Here is an 18,583-nt window from a genome sequence, read left to right on the forward strand (position 1 = left end):
TAAGGCCCCCACCCCCCCCCCGCCGGGCTCCTACCCGTGCCCCGCGGCAGCCGGCCTCGCCCGGCACTGCTTCCCCTGCCCCGGGCTCGCCCTCCCGAGCCGCCTGTGCCGGCCTCCTGGGATCCAGGACGCGGCCAGGCGATGAGCAGCGCTTACTCAGGGGGTCAGGGTGGGTGTGGGGGTCGCATCGGGGGGCACGGTGTCCGTCACCGTGGGAGTCGGCTCGGGCGTGGGCACGGCCGGGGTCTCCGTGGGCACCGTCGGAGCGTCCGTCGGCACCGTCGGGGCGTCCGTGGGCGTCGGGAGTGGCGGAGCGGTGGGAGTCTCGACGGGCGGGGTGGGGCAGGGGGTGGGGGTGGGGGTGCGCCACCTGCCATCCGGCCGCCACTGCCTGGGGAGCCACCAGCCGTCAGCGCGCCAGAACCTCTTGCTGGGCCGCGACAGGTCGAAGACGTAGGCGGCGGTCGCCGTCTCGCCCTGGGTCGTGGCGGTCACCGATACCCAGTCGCCCTGCCTGACCACGTTGCCCCGCCGGCCCGCGAGGGTCCGGGTGGAGTCGTCGATCGCGTACGCCCGCTCGAAGCCGTCCTGGCTTCTCACCGTGATCGAGTCCTCCGTCAGGGCGATCGCCGCCCCCGTCTGGGCGAACACCGTGAAGCCGCAGCCGTCCTCCGCGGGCAGGACGAACTCGCCGTGCAGCGCGCCGGGGAATGCGATCAGGGGCACCTGCGGCGCCGTGGTGGCGGTGGGCGTGGGAGTCGGGGTGACCGTCTCGCCGGGAGCCGGCGTCTCCGCCCCTGTCGGTGAGCTCGTCGGGGACTCCGTCGGCGATCCCGTCGGCGATCCCGTCGGGGACTCTGTCGGGGACTCCGTCGGGGCGGGCGGCGGCGGTCCCGCCGACGCCGCGGACACACCGACGCCACCCGAGGCCGCCAGCACGACGGCGGTGGCGAAGACCAGTGGACGCGAAACGCGCCGGTGTGGTCCGCCCGCTCCGCTCGACAGGGCCCCGTTGGGCCTGTCAGGGTTTGTCAGCGTCACCTTGTCCTCCATCTGGCTTGATCCGGAACCAGCGGCGGCGTCCAAGGGGTGCTTCCGCCTGCCGCCGAGACCGAGGACCACTGCCCGGCCGTGATCCTCCGTCGATGGGCGCGGGGAAGACTGCCCGCTTCTATCCCACCCATGCCGACAAAACAGTCACTCAACGCCCGAATCCGGATATTCCACCAGGTCACCACGGCATTTCGCGGATCAAACAAATCGGCCGCGGCCGCGCCTCGCCGGAAGGCGTCGCCGAGGCCCTCGCCGGGGAATCCTCACATACCACCCCAAATCAGGACTCTCCCCCGGCCCCCCGGGCGCAGACGGAGCACGGAGACGCGCCAGCTTTCCCCACGTAGGGTATATTTCGGTTATTAGCTAATAAGGAAACAAGCTGTGAATCGGGTCTACGAGGCACTCGCGCATCCGACTCGCCGCCAGATTCTCGCGCTGCTCCGGCAGTGCGACCGGTCCGCGGGCGAGATCGCCGACCACTTCGACATCTCCAAACCCACCCTGTCCGGCCACCTCCGCCTGCTCCGCGAGGCCGGTCTGGTCTACGGCGAGCGCAGAGGAACCTCGATCATCTACCACCTGCACGTGTCCCTGCTGGAGGAGTCCCTGGGCGCGCTGCTCGATCTGTTCAAGATTGGAGACGCCAGGCCACCCGATCCCGCCCAGCCCTCATCGCCCCCCCGCCACGACCACGAACGAGAGGGACATCGTTGACCGAGAACACCACCGACGCCAGGACCGTGAACCCGCGTCCCGGGCTGATCGGCAGCGCCGTCGCGCTGCTCGTCTCGGCGGGCGTCTCGATCTGGGGCTGGATCCAGATTCCCGACGACGCGCTGCTGCCGGTGCACTGGGGCCCGTCCGGTGAGGCCGACCGGTTCGCGGGCAAGGCGGAGGCTCTGAGCCTGCCCCCGCTGATCATGCTGGGGCTTTGCGTGCTGTTCGTCGTGCTGCCGCGTCTGTTCCCCCGCCGGAGGAACATGGCGGATTCGGCCCATGCCTACACCGCGGCCTGGATCGGCTCGCTCGCCCTGATCGCCGGCGTCCACACGGTCAGCACCGTCAACGCCACGGGTGGCGAACTCCCCGTCGTCCGGTTCGGCATCGCCGGGGTGGGGGCGCTCTTCCTGGTGCTGGGCAACTACCTGCCCAAGACCCGCGGCAACTGGGCCGTGGGGGTGCGCACTCCCTGGACGATGGAGAGCGAGCGCTCCTGGCGGCGTACCCACCGGCTGACCGGACGGCTGTTCGCCGGCTTCGGCCTGCTCCTGCTCATCGTCGCGTTCCTGCTCCCGGTTCCCGCGCTGTTCCCGATCGTGCTCGCCGGGGTGGTCGTCACGGGCCTCGTCCCGCTGGTCTACTCATGGTGGATCTGGCGTGCCGAGCAGGGTGGATCGGCGGACACCGGAGGGTAGGGGCGCCCCGCGCACCGGCGGGGACGGCAGGGGCCGGTCAGGAGTAGGCGGCGACCATGCCGACGACGACACCGGCGAGCGAGAGCGCGGTGAGCACGGAGCCGAAGACGACCGCGGCACGCCTGCCACGCCGCGCCTTGGCGACGTAGAGGAGCACGTACGGCAGGAAGGCGAGCACTCCGACACCGAGGAACGGCATGGTCAGCGCGGCCAGGATGCCCGAGGTACCGGTCGCGACGGCACGGTCGCCCTCGGGAGTGAGCTGTGCCCGCCTGACGTCACCGGCTGTGGAGTCGGGCGAGGCGTCGACCGGGATCGCGGCGCCACCGCCGTCGGGCGCGAAGCTGCCCTTGCAGTCGTAGCGGCCCTTGCCCAACTCCTCGCACGAGATGACCGTGAGAGTGCCGGGGGTGCCGATGGAGCCGGTCGCGAGCTTGAGGCCGGAGACCGCGAACACGAAGGGCGACACTCCCAGCCCCACCCAGAGGAGGAGCAGGAACGCCATGCCGACCCGCCCCGGCGTGCGGCCGGGACCGGGGGTCGGCACCGGCTGGAAGGCGTTCACCACATCGTCGAATGCGTTGCTCATGCGAACAGGTTGGCGCATGCCACTTGCGAATTACCTGCTCATGACTTGTAGAGGATGCTCATGATTCGCGCACTTCGTCCCGGGGAGCGATGGCCTCGGCGCGGCATCCGGGGCCGTGAACCCGCCCCCGTTACCTGCGCGTGTGCGCCATCGCCCTCATGACTCGCGCCGGGCCGCCCTCTCCTCCGCCTCCTCGGCGTCGAGCTTGTCCGCCTCCTCGGGAGTGGGGGCGGTACCGCCGAGGTGACGGGGCTGCCACCAGACGCCCTTCGGGATCTCCGGGTAGCCCCGCTGCGCCTGGTCGAGCATCTCGCTCATCCGCCCGCGCAGGTCGGCGGTGACGGCGTCGTAGTCGTCGCCGCGCTGGGGGTGCATGGGCTCGCCGACCACGATCGTGATCGGCACGTGCCGCTGCAACAGCTTCTTGGGGTGGCCCTTGGTCCACAGCCGCTGGGTGCCCCACAGGGAGACCGGAATCATCGGCACCTTGGCACCGACGGCCATCCGGACCGCGCCGTTCTTGATCTCCTTGACCGTGAAGGACCGGCTGATCGTGGCCTCGGCGAACACTCCGACGACCTCTCCGCCCCTGAGCGCCTTCAGCGCCGCGCCGAACGCGGCGGCGCCCGCCGCGCGGTCGACCGGGATGTGGTGCATGCCGCGCATCAGCGGGCCGGAGATCTTGTGGTCGAAGACCTCCTTCTTCGCCATGAAGCGCACCAGGCGCTTTGAGGGGCGCGCGGCCAGGCCGGCGAAGATGAAGTCGAGATAGCTGATGTGGTTGCTGACCAGCACGGCTCCGCCGGTCCGCGGGATGCGCTCGGCCCCCTCGATGCGGATCTTGACGTCCAGCGCGCGGAACAGGGTCAACGCCGCCCCGATGACCGGGGGGTACACGATCTCAGCCATGGCTGAACCGTACCTCAGCCGCTCCCCCCTCCCACACCCGCGAAAGGCTCAGTGTCCCCGGAACGCCTCCTCCAGCCACCACGAGCCCCGCGCACGGCTGACGTGGGCGTGGATCAGCAGGGGCCGTTCCCTGGCTCCGTCCAGCCAGCGGGCCACCTCGGCGAGATCGGACCTGTCCCTTACCGTGACAGCCTCGCAGCCGAAGCCGCGGGCGATGGCGGCGATGTCCGTGGGCGGGAAGGTCACCGTGTCCAGAGGGTGGCCGTCCGGGCCGAAGTGGTGCACCTCGGCGCCGTAGCCGTCGTCGTCGTACACGACGATCACCATCGGGAGACCGAGCCGCACGACGGTCTCCAGTTCGGCGACGCCCATCAGCGCGCCGCCGTCGCCCAGCGCGGCCACCGGGAGCCTGTCCGGCTGGGCCAGGGCGGCACCGATCGCGGTGGCCAGGCCGAGACCGACCGACTGGAACGCCTGCGTGAAGCAGAAACCCCGCTCGTCGGGAACGTCGAGGAACATCGATGGATATCCCATGAAATTTCCGGAGTCGATGGAGAGGACGCGTTCCGCGGGGAGCAGGTCGTCCAGTTCGATGGTCAGCGTCCTGGGGTCGATGCGGCCGTCACCGCTCTCGTCGGTGTAGGGCACGTCCCGCCAGCGGTTCTCCCCGGCGATCCTGGCGGCCAGTGCCGCCGAGCGGTAACCGGTTCTCGTGTCGTCGCCGAGCAGCCGGGTGACCTCCCGCGCGGTGCGGGCGACGTCACCCGTCACGCCGAGGTGGACCGGGCGGTGGGTGCCGAGCGCGGCGGCCTCCAGGTCGACCTGGACGACCGTGGTGTCGCGGCCGATCAGCGTGCCGTGGCGCATCGTCCACATGTTGAGCGCGCACCCCCAGCCCACGAGCACGTCGGCGTCACGGATGAGCTCGGCGGTGAGCGGCGAGGCGAAACCACCGCTGACGTCCAGGTCCCACCGGCTGCCCCGGAAGAGTCCCCTGGCCACGGCGGAGGTGGCCAGCAGCGCTCCGGCCCGCTCGGCGAGCTCCTCGAGTTCGTGCCGCGCCTCACGGGCACCACGCCCGGCCACGAAGACGGGGCGGCGTGCCGCCGCGAGGATCTCCGCCAGCCGGGCGGCCTCCCCGGCCTCCGGTACGCCCCTCGGACCGTTCCCGCCCGAGGCCCCCGTACCCGAGGCCCCCGCGACCAAGGCTCCCGGCACGTCCGGGACCTGTCGCCCCTGGACCTCCAGCGGAAGGTTGAGCAGGACCGTGCGGCGGCCTTCGCCGGCGACGCGGAACGCCTCGGCGGTGTCGGCGGCGGCGGTCTCCGCCGAGGAGATCCGCAGCGGGACGGCACCCACCGCCTCCGCCAGCGCGGCCTGGTCGACGAAGAAGTTGGAGCGGGGCTCCGTCGCCTCTCCCGCCAGCACGATGAGCGGGGTACGGCTCTTGGCGGCCTCGGCGATGCCGGTCATCGCGTTGGTGAGCCCCGGCCCCTGGTGGACGCTGAGCACGCCGACCCTGCCGCTGAGACGCGCGTAGGCGTCGGCCATGGTCGCCGCGCCGCCCTCGTGGCGCGCGGCGACGTAACGCGCGCCGTGCGCGACCAGGGCGTTGGTCACGTGGAAGTTGCCGCTGCCCACCACCCCGAAGGCGGTGTCCACACCGAGCGAGGCGAGGATGTGGCCCACGGCCTCGGCGACGTTCACCTCTCGACCAGTGCCAGCACCCGCAGCGGGCTGCCGGAGCCTCCCACGATGGGCAGCGGCGACGCGACGACCACCGCGCCGGTCACCGGGAGCCGGTCGAGGTTGCGCAGCTGGGTCAGCCCGTACTTTCCCGCGCCCAGCAGGAAGGAGTGGCACGGGAAGGCCGGGTCGAAGCCGTGCGCGGCGCCGGCGTCCGTGCCCACGGTCTCCACGCCCAGCCCGGCGATCGAGGTCTCCTCGGCCAGCCAGCGGGCGCACTCGACCGATACTCCGGGCGTGTGCGGGCCCGTCTCGTTCGCGTTCAGGAAGCGCTCCTGGTCGTGGGAGCGGGCGTCCCAGCCCGTTCGGTAGAGCAGCCATCCGCCCTCGGGCAACGGCCCGTTGGCCTCCTCCCACGCCTTGACGTGCGCGATCTCCAGCAGGAAGTCCGCGTCTCCGGCCGCCTCCGCGGCGAAGTCGAGGACCACTGCCGGGGCGATCAGCCGGTCGACCGGAACCCGCGAGACGTCCTCGCCGTCCTTTCCGGTGACCCAGTGCACGGGGGCGTCGAAATGGGTGCCGGTGTGCTCTCCCGTCACGATGTCGTTCCAGTACCAGGCGGGGCCGCGGTCGTCGTAGCGGCTGATCTCCTTGAGCGTGAACGGGACGGTGTTGCCGAACGGCTCCGGCAGCCGCAGGATCGGCGTCTCCGACGACAGCGGCGCCGTCAGGTCGATCACCTCGATCCCGCCGTTCCGGATGCTCTCCACCAGGTTTCGCAACACCGACATGACGCCTCCAACACGGGATGAGATCTGGGCAGATCCTCCTACAGCGCCACCGCCCGCCACCTCCTCCGGCGCGTGACCTCGCCGCGGCCCGCCGCGGGACGCCCTCGGGAGAAACCACGCCCGGTCACACGGCTTACCTGGACTCCGTGAGGGTCCCGGTAAGCCGTGCGACCGGGCTCCGCGCGAGGCACCGTCCGTACGGGCACGCGCGAAGCGGGACTAGCGCGTGGCCAGCAGACCCTCCAGGAGGCCGATGACCGCCTGGATCGGCGGGGGCGTGGTCCCGAACTCCACGTCGGTCCCGCTGACGGAGTCCATCACGGTGACCGAGTTGGGCGGCAGGCCCCAGCGCTCGCCGCCGTCGTGGCCGACGCCGACCTCGATGCCGGCGAAGGTGACGTACTCCCAGTTCTTGAGGTCCCTCCTGAGTGCCTCGTGGCCCTGCGCGGTCGCCCACTTGGCGACGGCCGCGAGGATGTCACCGAGGGTGTTCTCGCGCTCCTTCAGATCGCCGGACTGGAGTTCCTCGATCAGACGGTCCAGCTCGGCACGCTGGGCGAGAAGTGCCTTGATATCGCTCATGAGGGGCCTTTCGAAGAAGGTGAGGGTACGCGGATGACAGCACTGAACTCGTCGGAACATCGTTCAAGCCGGAATCGGGCCCCCGCTCGGGCACTCCCGCCGCGATCCGCGCCCTGCCGAAGGCTCCACCGATCGCCGGAGAGGACATTGCTGTCATGCGTCACATAATGGTGCCGCACCCACCCGCTCGCCGTCGATCCATCAATATGGGCTTTTAACAGTCCAAAACCCCAAGACGGAGCCGTTCTCGGAAAACGCGTCAGGGGACGGCGTCGTAGGCGTCGGCGGTGAGGCCGAGATACTCCTCGCGGCTCAGCGTCCGGGCCTCGAAGCCGAGGCCGTGCCGCGTGGCGAAGCGGTGCGCGTCCTCCGGTGACCAGGGTCCGGGCAGGTGACGGAGGATCCGGCCGCTGCCGCCCATCACGAAGAGTCCGGCCAGGTTCCCATGGCGGTAGGTCATCAGACCGGCCGCGCATCCCGCGTCCGGCCCGATCGCGATGTCGTCGGGAACCATCCGCGGGCCGAGCCAGACGCGCAACGTACTCTTGCGCCAGACGGAGAGGTACGGTCCGCCGGGTGGCCCGAGCGCGCTGCCGCGCCGGATCCGCCGGCCGTGCCACGCCTGGCGCGCGGGGTTCAGGACGACGAGCAGGGGAGCGAAGAAGACCGCCAGCCACTTGGCGTCCAGGATGTCCAGCAGCGCCCTTCCCAGTGCGGACAGCCCCCGCCACGCGAACCAGCCGCTCGCCGAGACGATGTAGGCCATCGCCAACAGGCCCGCCACCCCGGCACAGACCGTGGCGACCGTCCTCGCCCTGGACGCTCTGGAGAGCGCCTGCCCGGTGAGACGCGTCCAGCCGGGAGCTCGCCTGCCCAGGGTGGCACGCACCGCCCGGGGCGGTGCGATCAGGGCGTCGAGTACGGGCACTCCCCTCCCCGCCGCGAAGATGGCCACGTCCGGTGGCGTCCACTCGCCGGGCAGGTCGGCGAGCACCAGCCCGTCGGCGTCGAGCGCGGCGAGACCGGTGAGGAAACGCGACTCCTTCTTGCCCGAGTTCTTGCCCGAGACGAAGACGGCGCGCTCGTAGCGGTAGTGGTACAGGGCCGCGGGCGCGAGCCGCATCGAACGCCCGGAGATCGAATCCGTCGCGACCAGTGTCCGGTCGTCCCAGGTGAGGCTGGTCGCCGGAGCGGGCGCGCCGTCCAGCGCCCCGCCATACGGCAGAAGCTCGGTCGGCGCCTCCTCGGCGAGGTTGGCGGGGAGTCCTTCGTGCGCCGTGGTGTACCACTGCCGCGCCCGGTTCCCGAACGCGGCATACGCCTCCTGCTCCGTGGCGTACCGCCGGTACTCGGAGGCCAGCCCGGCAGCGGCGGCGAACGTCTGCACCTGGTGGCGGGACCTGAACCCCGGGGAGTCGAGCATGACCCTCCCGCCCTCGTCCAGGACCGCGAGACCGTAGACGATCCTGTTCCCGGAGGGGCGGCCGTACAGGACGAGCCTCGTCGCGCGCTCCTTGCCGCCGAGCGGCAGCCGCACACGGTATCGGCCGGAAACGTCGACGACCAGAGAATCCTGGTCGATCGACAACTCGCACCCTCCCCCGGTAAGTGATGGCCTCGTGTCGATCGTTACCCCCTCCTACCCGGCCCGACGAGCCCCCTTTCCGTAAATGACGGATAAAGAAAACATAAAGTTCCAGGAAAAGCGCCTTGCGGTCGGGGCCGCCACGACCGGCGCGGCCCCGTTCCTCGTTTCAACGCGTTCGGATCAGACCCGGCTCGATGGGTTCAGGCTCTCAGCATTCGAACCTGTGCCGACTCCACGTAGCGTCCCCGCACGTCGCCGAGTGCCACGCGAGCCGCGGTGGAGAAGAATTCGTTCTCCTGGTGCGTGACGGATTCCACCGAGTCGAACTCCCTGATCCATACGAACTCGTCCGGGTCCTCCACATTGACCCATGCCGCGGGCACCTGGACGCCGACCAGGTGGTGCAGGGGGACGATGGTCTTGTGGAAGAACGGCAGCCAGTCGGCCATCAGCCCCTCCCTGATCCGGTAGATCCGAAGCTGCGTGACCTCGCCGCGCGGACGCGGCTCCGGCTCGGAGACGACGGGCCGGCGAGCGAGCGAGGACACCTCGCTCACGGCGGACCCGGGGCTGGTGAGCACGGGGACACGGACATCGGCCCCGTCGAGGGCGCTCGCCATGGTCGCCTGCGCCAGCACGATGACGTCCACCTCGGCGGCGAGGTCCGCCACCGTTCGGCGGACGGCCTCGTCGTGCCGGTCGGGGTGACCGGCCTGCAGGTGGTCGAACGCCCCCTCACACAGCCGGTCGACGACCTCGACGGTCCTGCCCTCGTGCGCGGCGGTCCGCTCGATGATGGCGCGGCTCGCGGCGCGGTTGGACTCCAGGGTGGCGATGACGCCGATCCTGCGGTAGCCGATCGCGTGCCGCGCCATCGGCCGGTCGATCCGGATCACCGGTCTCTTCCGTGTCGCCGCGACGACATCGGTGGCCGGCCCCAGCGTCGAGCAGGTGACGATCACCGCGTCGGCGCCACCCGCCAGGGCCGAGTCCACGTGGTGCTGCAGTGCCGTCACCGTCCGGTCGAAGGCCAGGCCCGGCTCGGCCGTCGCCGATCCGAACAGCACCTCGTCGACGATGTGACGGGTGGTCACGCCCTCGATGCCGGACTTCGCGAGGTGCTCGAACACCGTCACCAGTGTGGGCACGGTATGGATGAACGCGACGGTCGGCCCCGAGCGGGTGTCCGGTTCTGCCGCGAGGTGGGCGTCTGACGTCATGGCCGCACGATCACCTTGCCCGGCAGTTGCCGGATCGCACCCAGCTGGTCAGGCAGCTCGTTCACCTTGATCTCGCCTTCGATGAACGATCCGAGGTCGACCCGGCCCGAGAGCACGAGGTCCTGCAGCTGTTCCCAACTGGACCAGATACGGCGTCCGTACACGCCCTTCCAGTTGATGACGCGCAGATTGACGTCCCGGGAGATGTTGACACCGACCAGCGAGGACGAGTGCCCGACGGAGACCAGGGTGGATTCCAGGCCGAGGGCGGAGAACATCGCCTCGTAGGCGGACGGGGCACCGGAGACCTCGAATCCGATCTCCGCACCGCCCAGGGGGCCGCTGCGCCGGCTGTGCTCCACGAAGTCGGTGACCTGGTCGGCGCCGAACGTGACCGCGCCCAGTGCGGCCGCGCGGTCACGCCGCGCCTGGTTCGGTTCCAGGACGATCACCTCACCGGCTCCCAGCGCTCTCAGCTCGGCGACGAGGAAGAGCCCCACCGGGCCCGCGCCGGTGATGACGACGGTCCGGTCCTGAACCTCGCCCGCCTGCTGGATCGCGTGCATCGCGACGCCCGCGGACTCGAAAAGGACCGCTTCGGGACCGACCTGGTCGGCCAGCGGGAAGCACGCGGACACCGGTACCGCGAGCAGGGAGGTGAACGCGCCGTCACGGTTCACACCCGGAATCGTGATGTTGAGGCAGTTGTGCCGCGCGTCGCGCCGGCAGGCCGGGCAGCTGCCGCACCACACGTGCGACTCACCCGCGATCCGCTGGCCGACTCCGATCGTCGTCACGCCCTCGCCCAGCGCGACCACGCGGCCGCAGTACTCGTGCCCCATGATCAGGGGAAAGGCGCTGCCCCACGCCGCCGCACCGGGGGTCCAGTCCGCGAGGGTGTAGTCGGTTCCGCAGACCGATGCCGACTCCACCTCGATCAGAACCTCCCCCGCCGCCGCCGTCGGCTCGGGCACGTCGGCCACCTCGATGCCCGGCTGGGGGCCGGTCTTGATTACCGCTTCCATCATGTGTTCCTCCGATTCGGGGGTTCGGTCAGTTGACCGCGGCCGGAGCGGCCGGCTCCACGCCGCCGCGCTCGTCGACCCGGTGGTTGTTCGCGAACGGCTGCCAGCGCGTCTCCGGCAGCGTTATCAGCGAGACGATGCCGACGGCGTACAGCGCCACCAGGACACCGACGATGCTCCACGTGGTGCCGGTGCTCGACAACAGCAGGGCCGCCGCGAACGGCGCGGTCGATCCGGCGATGAGATTGTTCATCGTGTAGACGGTGGCGTGGCCGGAGTACCGGACCGCGGTCGGGAACGGCTCGGCGAAGAACGCCGCCATGACCCCGGCGGACATGAACTGTGAGCCCTGCCCGATGAGCATGGCCAGCAGCATCACCGGGATGCTCTTGGTGTCGAGCAGCGGGAACAGCGCCACCGACCCGCAGAGCGAGGTCGCCATCGTGAGGGTCAGCACCCGCTTGCGGCCGAAACGGTCGGACAGCGCCCCGCCCAGCGGGACCAGTGCGAGCCCGCAGAGGTTCAGCGCGAGGACGAGCCCGAAGGTGACGGAGCTGGACATGCCCAGGTCGTTGACGATGTACGCCAGAGAGTACGTGCTGACCAGGTAGCTCAGCGCGGTGTTGGGCAGCCACACCAGGATGAGCCGCACGACGCTGGACCGTTGCGTCCGGAACACCTCAAGAAGGGGGCGGCGCGTCTGTGCTCCCAGCTGACTCGCCTCCAGAAAGACCGGTGACTCCTCCACGTGGCGGCGGATGAAGTAGCCGATGACGGCGATCACGGACCCCAGCACGAAAGGTATGCGCCAGCCCCAGCTGTTGAGGACGGTCTCGCTCATGGCCGCTCCCGCGCCGAGCATGAACACCGCCACGATCACCTGGCCCAGCGGGTTGCCGAAGTTCACCATGGCCCCGTAGATGCCGCGGCGGTTGTCGGGGGCGTACTCAAGGGCCATGACCTGGGCGGAACTCGCCTCCCCGCCGAGGCAGAAGCCCTGCAGGAAACGGAGGAGCACCAGGCCGGCGGGTGCCGCCGCGCCAATGGAGTCGTATCCCGGCAGGAGCCCGATGGCCAGTGAGACGGCGCCCATCATCGTCAGCGAGACGACCATGGCCTTCTTCCTGCCGGCCCGATCGGCTATCCGGGTGAAGGCTGCGGCGCCCAGCGGGCGTGCCAGGAATCCGACGCCGAAGGTGGCGAAGGATTGGATGACGGCCACCGCCGGGGTCGACGTGGGGAAGAAGACATGCGGGAAGACCACGCCGGCGAGGGCGCCGTACAGGGCGAAGTCGAACCACTCCAGGGTGGTACCGACCGTGGTCGCGGTCAGGACCCGCCGGTGGGAGGAGGCGTTGGGGGGTGGACTGGCGGACAGCTGCGAAGCGGAGTTCGACATTGGCTAACCTTCGGCATTGCGAAAAGAGAAAGGGATGAGAGGGCTCGGGAGACCCGGTGGTCACCGATGCGAGCCCGGCGAGCCACCTCGAAGGTTCTAGGCGAGGTGCTCGACGGTGATGAACTCCAGGATGGTGTCGCTGTCGTTGACCAGGTCGTGCAGCAGGTAACTCCCGTTCCGGAAGACGAAGTGGCGAGTGTCGCCCTTTCTGTAGACGACTCGGCGAGTGGTGCCGTCGTCGGTGTGCTGGATGGACACGCCGTCGCGCAGGGCGGTCCAGAAGTAGTCGAGCGTGTGGCGGTGCGCCGGCAACCGCTGACCGGGCGGCACCTCGATGTGCCAGACCCTGACCCGGTCGTCCTCGGACAGCACCTTGGATCCGATGACCAGGTTGTAGGCGTTCTCCCTGAACTCCTGCCTCAACTCCTCACTCCAACTGTCGAACCCGGCGGCGATCAGGTCTCCGGCCAGCGGAAACTCATCGGTATGGCTTGTCTTCGCGGTCACGTAAGGGTCCTCACTTTCTCGGTGGTCCCATACGTTAGGAGCAGCAAGAAATAGCGAATAGTCCCTATTTCGCTACCGGAGCGATAGTTTGCGGCTATCACTTTTGAGTCGCGGTGACCGTCTTCAACTCGTTGAGGAACGGCTGGGCCAGGCTCGGCAGCGCGGTCGTCGAGTACACGTAGAGCTCGCGCAGCAACGGCACCGCCAGCGATCGGGCGTAGCGCCGCAGCGGCCGGGGGACGACGTTACCCGGGACGAGGGTCGGCCCGAGCCCGACGGTCGCGAGGCGGACGGCCACGTCGGTCTGGCTGGTCGAGACGGCCCCCTCCGGTGCGATTCCCGCGGCGGCGAACACCTCGTCGAGGATGTCCGACAGGCCGTGGTCGCGCGAGAACAGCACCCACGGCCGGTCGCCGAGGGCGGAGATGTCGACCGCCCGCGAGTCCAGCAGGGGGTCTCCCTGGGGAAGGACCACGACGAACTCCTCGGTACCGATGGACTCCATCACCTCGAACGCCGCGGAGGGTTTGGGGCCGACGGCGAAGTCGTGCAACCCCTGCCGAGTGGAACGCTCCAACTCGGCCGAGCTACGGTATTCGTGCAGGTAGGCAGGGACTCCCGGCCGTCCGGACCGCCATGCGAGAAGAGCGTCGGGCACAAGCCCCGCGGCGATCGACAGGACCGTGGCGAATCTCAGCTCGCCCTGCTCGCCCCCCAGGGCCAGGATCGCGAACCGCTTCGCCCGCTCGGCCGCCGCCAGCGTGCTACGCGCCTCACGGAGGAAGACCCGGCCTGCCGGCGTCAGGGTCACCCCCCGCGGCTGCCGGTTCAGCAGCGCCCCGCCGACCTCCCTCTCAAGCGCCGCTATCTGGGTCGAGAGCGATGGCTGGGCCACGAACAGAGCCTCCGCCGCCTTGCGGATCGACCCGCGATCGGCCACCGCGACGAAGTACTCCAGCTGCCGTAGTCTCATCGCCACCGTCCATCGTTTCCTCGCTGTCACACTCGGCTGTCATCCGACCGCTTCTGTCCACTCTGGCCGTTATGTCAACCATGTCGGGTCCGACGGTAGCCGATATGGGAATGCCGGGAATTCCGCGTTACGGTGCCCCTTTAAGCGATGGCCCGCCGGCGCGGGACGGCATTCAGGATCGCGATCTGTGGCGACGACGACACCGAGAGGCAGGTGCCGGCCTTCAGGCGGGATCGGCCATCCGCCGCTGCGCCCGATCACCGCCCCGGTTCCTACTTGTAGCGGAAGTAGACGAAGAGACGGCCGTGGTTCTTGGCGTCCTTGTCGATGCGGTGGTAGAGGGCCTTGATCTCCTTCTGCTCCAGGAAGCGCAGGACCTTCTTCTTGAGCTGGCCCGAGCCCTTGCCGGGGATGATCTCGACCTCGGTGGCCTTCTTCCTGATGGCCTCGTCGATGATGCCCCGCAGTGCCTTGTCGATCTCCCCACCCCGGTTGTAGATGGGGTGTAGATCAAGCTTGAGCTTCAACCGGGCCTCCCGCGTGTCATCTGGGGTCAGTCTACGCACGGTGGACCGTCGTGCCCGTCCGCCGGCCACAAGTGCCTCGGGCCTGGAGAGCGGCCGAGCCGCGGCTCCGCGGTAACCAGAACACCCGGTGCAGTCTGCAATGAAATTTGACCAATTCCAATGATGATTGTGTCAATTTCATGATCTAGGCAAATAAATGGTCTCTAGTTAGGCTGCCAGTCATGATCGGCCGCCTTTACCGGGTGGCCGATCGCGTGTCACCCGACGGGGAGGGTCACGGCCTCCCCCGGCATGCCCTGCCCCGGGCACACGGACGGCCCCCCTCCCCGCCACGTGAGCTGTTCATGCGTGTCGAAAGGGAGGTCTCGTTGACCAGGAAGCCCTACTTACCGAGGACCAGACGCGTGGCGGTACTCGCCGCCGGCCTCGGGCTCGTCGCGGCGATGGCGCCGCCCGCGAGTGCGGATCCCACCCCCACCCCCGCGCCGTCCGCCAAGTGGACGGCGACCCCCCTGACCGGGGGTGAGCCGGTCCAGGGCGCGAAGTCCCCCACCGGCAAGCTCGCCCGCAGTGACGAGGGGCTGCTGAAGTCAACCTCGGGCGCCACGGTCAACGTGATGGTCAAGCTCGACTACGACTCCTTCGCCGCCTATCAGGGCGGCCTCGAGGGACTTCCCGCGACGAGCCCGGCCAAGACCGGGAAGGCTCTTGACATAAAGAGCGGCGACGCGAAGAAATACCAGAAGCACATCGAGGACGTCGAGAACACCTTCCTCGCCGAACTGGCCAGAAGCGTGCCGGGCGCCACGGCGGGCCAGAAGCTGCGGACCGTCTACGGCGGCATCGCGCTGCGCATCCCCGCCAACAAGGCGGCCGCGGTGCTGAAGCTGCCCGGGGTGGCCGCCGTCCAGGAGGACAAGCCCGAGCAGCTGCTGACCGACTCCAGCCCCGAGTTCATCGGGGCGCCCGCGATCTACAACAAGCTGGGCGGCAGCTCCTCCTCCGGTAAGGGCGTCGTCGTCGGCATCCTCGACTCCGGTGTCTGGCCCGAGCACCCCCAGTTCGCCGACCCGGGTACGCTGCCCGCCGTACCGGCGACCAAGGACGGCACCCCGCGCGTCTGCAACTTCGGCGACAACCCGCTGACCCCGGCGGCCGACCCGTTCGTCTGCAACCGGAAGCTCATCGGCGGTGCCCCGTTCCTCGACACCTACAACGCGGTCTACCCCGGCGAGTACTTCCCGACCAGCGCCCGTGACTCCAACGGTCACGGCACCCACACCGCGACCACCTCGGCCGGCGGTCCGGTCGCCGACGCCAACCCGCTCGGCATCAGCCGCGGCCCGATCCACGGCATCGCCCCGGCGGCGCACGTGTCGATCTACAAGGTCTGCGGCGTCGAGGGCTGCTTCCCCTCCGACTCCGCCCAGGCGGTCGGCCGGGCCATCCTCGACGGCGTCCGCGTGATCAACTTCTCGATCTCGGGCGGCACCTCCCCCTACAGCGACCCGGTGGAGCTGGCCTTCCTCGACGCCTACGCGGCCGGCGTGCTCGTCTCGGCCTCGGCGGGCAACGCGGGTCCCGGCGCGGCGACGGTCAACCACGTCGCCCCGTGGGTGACCACGGTGGCGGCCTCCACCCAGCCCAGGACCTTCCAGTCGACGATCACGCTGTCCGGTTCCGGCGGCGCGACGGCCACGCTGAAGGGCGCCTCCATCACGGGGGGCGTGCCCTCCGCGCTGCCGGTGGTGCGGGCCTCGGCGCCGCCGTACTCCAACGCTCTGTGCACCACGCCCGCGCCCCCGGGCCTGTTCGTCGGGAAGATCGTCGCCTGTGAGCGCGGTCCCAACCGGGTCCTGAAGAGCTTCAACGTCAAGCAGGGCGGCGCAGCCGGCATGGTCCTGTACAACTCCAGCCCGCTCGACGTGATGACCGACAACCACTGGCTCCCCACGGTTCACATCGACAAGCCCGATACGGACGCGCTGCTGACGTTCCTGTCGGCCAACCCCGGCGCGACCGCCTCGTTCACCCAGGGCACCAAGGCCACCTGGCAGAGCGACAGGATCACCACGTTCTCCTCGCGCGGCCCCGGCGGCGACTTCCTCAAGCCTGACGTCACCGCCCCCGGCCTGCACATCGTGGCCGGACAGACGCCGGTGCTGGAGGATCCGGCCGGTGGCCCGCCGAACAACCTGTACCAGGTCATCGCGGGCACGTCGATGTCGTCGCCGCACGTCGCGGGCTCCGCGGCCCTGGTGTTCGCGCTGCACCCGGACTGGACCCCCGGCCAGGTGAAGTCCGCACTGGAGACGACGGCCAAGACCTCGGTCACCAAGCAGGACGGCGTCACCCCGGCCGACCCGTTCGACACCGGCGGCGGGCGCATCGACCTGACCAAGGCCGGTGACCCCGGCCTGACCCTGGACGAGACGGGCGCGAACTTCCTGGCCGCGGCCGACGACCCGCTGAACCGCATCGACCTGAACCTGCCGTCGGTGAACGCCCCGATCATGCCGGGTCTCATCACCGCCAAGCGGACGGTCACCAACGTCACGGACAAGACGCTCGTCTTCACCGCCACGGGCACGACCGTGGCCGGCGCGAACATCTCGGTGCTGCCGCCGCTGCTCACCGTGAAGGCGGGCAAGACCGCCAAGTTCAGCGTGGTGATCACCGCACCCGACCTGCCCGAGGGTCAGTACTTCGGCCAGGTGAACCTCAAGCAGGTGAACGGCTCGCGCGAGCTGCACCTGCCGGTCGCGTTCGTCCGCAAGCAGGGCGCCGTCCCGGTGGAGCAGACCTGTGCCCCGGCCACCATCCCGCGTAACACCGGCGAGTCCACCTGCACCGTCACCGTGCGGAACGACACGCTCCAGGACGCCGAGGTCACCGCGGTCAGCACGCTGGACAGCAAGCTGCGCCTGAACTCGGTGACCGGCGCCACCAAGGTCGGTTCCCAGATCGCGACGGCGAAGACCACCCTCGCGGCCAGGCAGCCGGACAGGCCGGGCATCGCCCCGGGCATCGGGCCGGCCCCGTACCTGCCGCTTGACGCCTTCGGCATCGCACCGGTACCGATCGGCGACGAGCAGGCGATCAACTTCACGGTCCCCGCGTTCCAGTACGCGGGCAAGACCTACACCAGGATCGGCATCGTCTCCAACGGCTACACGATCGCCGGAGGAAGCTCGGGGTCGACGGACATCTCGTTCGAACCGCAGACCCTGCCCGACTCCTCGACCCCGAACAACGTGCTCGCCCCCTACTGGACCGACCTGGACGGCACCGGCGCGCCGGGCATCTACGCCGGGACGCTGACCGACGGCGTCAGCGACTGGCTCGTCATCGAGTGGCGGGTCAACCTCTACGGCACCACCGCCACCAAGGTGTTCCAGCAGTGGATCGGGCTGAACGGGACCGAGGACATCACCTACACCTACGACCCGGGCAACCTGCCCGGCGCCCCCCCGGCGGGCTACGGCCTGACCGTGGGAGCGGAGAACGGTGACGGCACCGCGGGCGGCCAGATCACCGGCCCGCCGACCGAGGACCTCCGGGTGACCAGCACGCCCGGCGCCCCGGGTGGCAGCCTGAACTACACGATGAAGATCAAGGGTGTCAGCGCCGGGACCGGGAAGGTGACGACGGGAACGTCGACACCGCAGGTCAAGGGCGTGACCATCGAGGTGGACAAGATAGTCGTCCAGTAGCGGGAGGGGATATCGGACCGATGGGCCCGGCGCGTCGCGCCGGGCCCATCGGGTCTTCACCGGGAACTTCGGGGAACGGGCGCTCAGCGGTGGAGGTAGTCGACCAGGTAGGCCTTCTCCGTCTCCAGCGCCTCGATGGAGCTCTTGACCACGTCGCCGATGCTCACGATCCCGGCCAGCCGGCCGGCGTCCACGACCGGCACGTGCCGGATGCGATGCGTGGTCATGGTCTGGCGGAGGTCGTCGACGTCGGTGTCCGGGGGGCAGGTGCGGACCTCGGTCGTCATGATGGACGACACCGTGTCGTCCAGCACGCGCGCGCCCCGGTCGTGCAGCCGCCGTACCACGTCGCGCTCGGAGACGATGCCCTCGATGGAGGAGCCGTTCTCGGACACCACCACGGCGCCGATGTTCTTCTCGGCCAGGATGGCCAGGAGTTCGGTGACCGTCGCACCTGGGCGTACGGTCGCCACCTCTGTTCCCTTGCCTTGCAGAATCGTACCGATCAGCATTGACACCACCTCGGTTCAGCCTGGCGCAGGTATCCCTTTCCTCTGCCCAATCGGGCCTCACGCTAAGCCACCGAGACGGCAAAGCGTGTGA

At 69.7% G+C, this 18,583-nt stretch carries 17 protein-coding genes; 3 read left to right on the forward strand and 14 right to left on the reverse strand.

Annotated features, from left to right (window positions below; translation table 11 throughout):
• Positions 1-156: 156 nt before the first annotated feature.
• Complete coding sequence (locus ABT061_RS25930; protein ID WP_350922499.1) at positions 157-1,041, reverse strand: S1 domain-containing protein; 885 nt, start codon at positions 1,039-1,041, stop codon at positions 157-159.
• Positions 1,042-1,437: 396 nt separating this feature from the next.
• Between ABT061_RS25930 and ABT061_RS25935 the strand changes: the two genes are divergently transcribed.
• Both ABT061_RS25935 and ABT061_RS25940 read left to right on the forward strand, forming a co-directional pair.
• Positions 1,438-1,770 (forward strand): autorepressor SdpR family transcription factor, encoded by a 333-nt coding sequence (locus ABT061_RS25935; RefSeq protein ID WP_350922502.1) that lies wholly within the window; start codon positions 1,438-1,440, stop codon positions 1,768-1,770.
• The gene (locus ABT061_RS25940) at positions 1,767-2,471 is read left to right on the forward strand and encodes an SdpI family protein (RefSeq protein ID WP_350922505.1); all 705 of its coding nucleotides are present in this window, start codon (positions 1,767-1,769) and stop codon (positions 2,469-2,471) included. The genes ABT061_RS25935 and ABT061_RS25940 overlap by 4 nt, the downstream gene beginning before the upstream one ends.
• Positions 2,472-2,508: 37 nt before the next feature.
• Here ABT061_RS25940 and ABT061_RS25945 read toward each other — a convergent pair whose 3' ends face one another.
• From ABT061_RS25945 to ABT061_RS26000, 12 genes are all read right to left on the reverse strand, one after another.
• Complete coding sequence (locus tag ABT061_RS25945; protein ID WP_350922507.1) at positions 2,509-3,060, reverse strand: hypothetical protein; 552 nt, start codon at positions 3,058-3,060, stop codon at positions 2,509-2,511.
• A 156-nt stretch (positions 3,061-3,216) separates the two neighbouring features.
• On the reverse strand, positions 3,217-3,969 hold the full coding sequence (locus ABT061_RS25950) for a lysophospholipid acyltransferase family protein (RefSeq protein WP_350922509.1): 753 nt from the start codon (positions 3,967-3,969) through the stop codon (positions 3,217-3,219).
• Between the two features lie 48 nt (positions 3,970-4,017).
• Positions 4,018-5,676, reverse strand: a complete 1,659-nt coding sequence (locus ABT061_RS25955; RefSeq protein ID WP_350922511.1) for a thiamine pyrophosphate-binding protein — start codon at positions 5,674-5,676, stop codon at positions 4,018-4,020.
• Complete coding sequence (locus ABT061_RS25960; RefSeq protein ID WP_350922514.1) at positions 5,673-6,446, reverse strand: cyclase family protein; 774 nt, start codon at positions 6,444-6,446, stop codon at positions 5,673-5,675. The genes ABT061_RS25955 and ABT061_RS25960 overlap by 4 nt, the downstream gene beginning before the upstream one ends.
• Positions 6,447-6,665: 219 nt before the next feature.
• Positions 6,666-7,028 carry a hypothetical protein gene (locus ABT061_RS25965; protein ID WP_350922516.1) on the reverse strand — a complete coding sequence of 121 codons (363 nt, stop codon included), beginning with the start codon at positions 7,026-7,028 and terminating at the stop codon, positions 6,666-6,668.
• A 259-nt stretch (positions 7,029-7,287) separates the two neighbouring features.
• Positions 7,288-8,616, reverse strand: coding sequence for a hypothetical protein (locus tag ABT061_RS25970; protein WP_350922519.1), 1,329 nt, complete (start codon positions 8,614-8,616; stop codon positions 7,288-7,290).
• A 200-nt stretch (positions 8,617-8,816) separates the two neighbouring features.
• Positions 8,817-9,836, reverse strand: coding sequence for an aspartate/glutamate racemase family protein (locus ABT061_RS25975; RefSeq protein WP_350922521.1), 1,020 nt, complete (start codon positions 9,834-9,836; stop codon positions 8,817-8,819).
• Positions 9,833-10,864, reverse strand: coding sequence for a zinc-dependent alcohol dehydrogenase (locus ABT061_RS25980; RefSeq protein ID WP_350922523.1), 1,032 nt, complete (start codon positions 10,862-10,864; stop codon positions 9,833-9,835). Before ABT061_RS25980 ends, ABT061_RS25975 begins: the two co-directional genes overlap by 4 nt.
• Before the next feature lie 25 nt (positions 10,865-10,889).
• The gene (locus tag ABT061_RS25985; protein WP_350922526.1) at positions 10,890-12,260 is read right to left on the reverse strand and encodes an MFS transporter; all 1,371 of its coding nucleotides are present in this window, start codon (positions 12,258-12,260) and stop codon (positions 10,890-10,892) included.
• A 96-nt stretch (positions 12,261-12,356) separates the two neighbouring features.
• A complete protein-coding gene (locus ABT061_RS25990) occupies positions 12,357-12,767 on the reverse strand; it encodes a cupin domain-containing protein (RefSeq protein WP_350922528.1) in 411 nt (136 codons plus the stop codon).
• Between the two features lie 97 nt (positions 12,768-12,864).
• Complete coding sequence (locus ABT061_RS25995) at positions 12,865-13,740, reverse strand: LysR family transcriptional regulator (protein ID WP_350922530.1); 876 nt, start codon at positions 13,738-13,740, stop codon at positions 12,865-12,867.
• A gap of 272 nt (positions 13,741-14,012) precedes the next feature.
• Positions 14,013-14,267 carry a Smr/MutS family protein gene (locus tag ABT061_RS26000; protein ID WP_030919034.1) on the reverse strand — a complete coding sequence of 85 codons (255 nt, stop codon included), beginning with the start codon at positions 14,265-14,267 and terminating at the stop codon, positions 14,013-14,015.
• Between the two features lie 404 nt (positions 14,268-14,671).
• Between ABT061_RS26000 and ABT061_RS26005 the strand changes: the two genes are divergently transcribed.
• Positions 14,672-17,980, forward strand: coding sequence for a S8 family serine peptidase (locus ABT061_RS26005; protein ID WP_350922533.1), 3,309 nt, complete (start codon positions 14,672-14,674; stop codon positions 17,978-17,980).
• An 83-nt stretch (positions 17,981-18,063) separates the two neighbouring features.
• Here ABT061_RS26005 and ABT061_RS26010 read toward each other — a convergent pair whose 3' ends face one another.
• Positions 18,064-18,492 carry a CBS domain-containing protein gene (locus ABT061_RS26010; protein ID WP_350922535.1) on the reverse strand — a complete coding sequence of 143 codons (429 nt, stop codon included), beginning with the start codon at positions 18,490-18,492 and terminating at the stop codon, positions 18,064-18,066.
• Positions 18,493-18,583 lie beyond the last annotated feature (91 nt).

The sequence above is a fragment of the Streptosporangium sp. NPDC002544 genome (assembly GCF_040295965.1).
In the GTDB taxonomy this organism is placed as follows: domain Bacteria; phylum Actinomycetota; class Actinomycetes; order Streptosporangiales; family Streptosporangiaceae; genus Streptosporangium.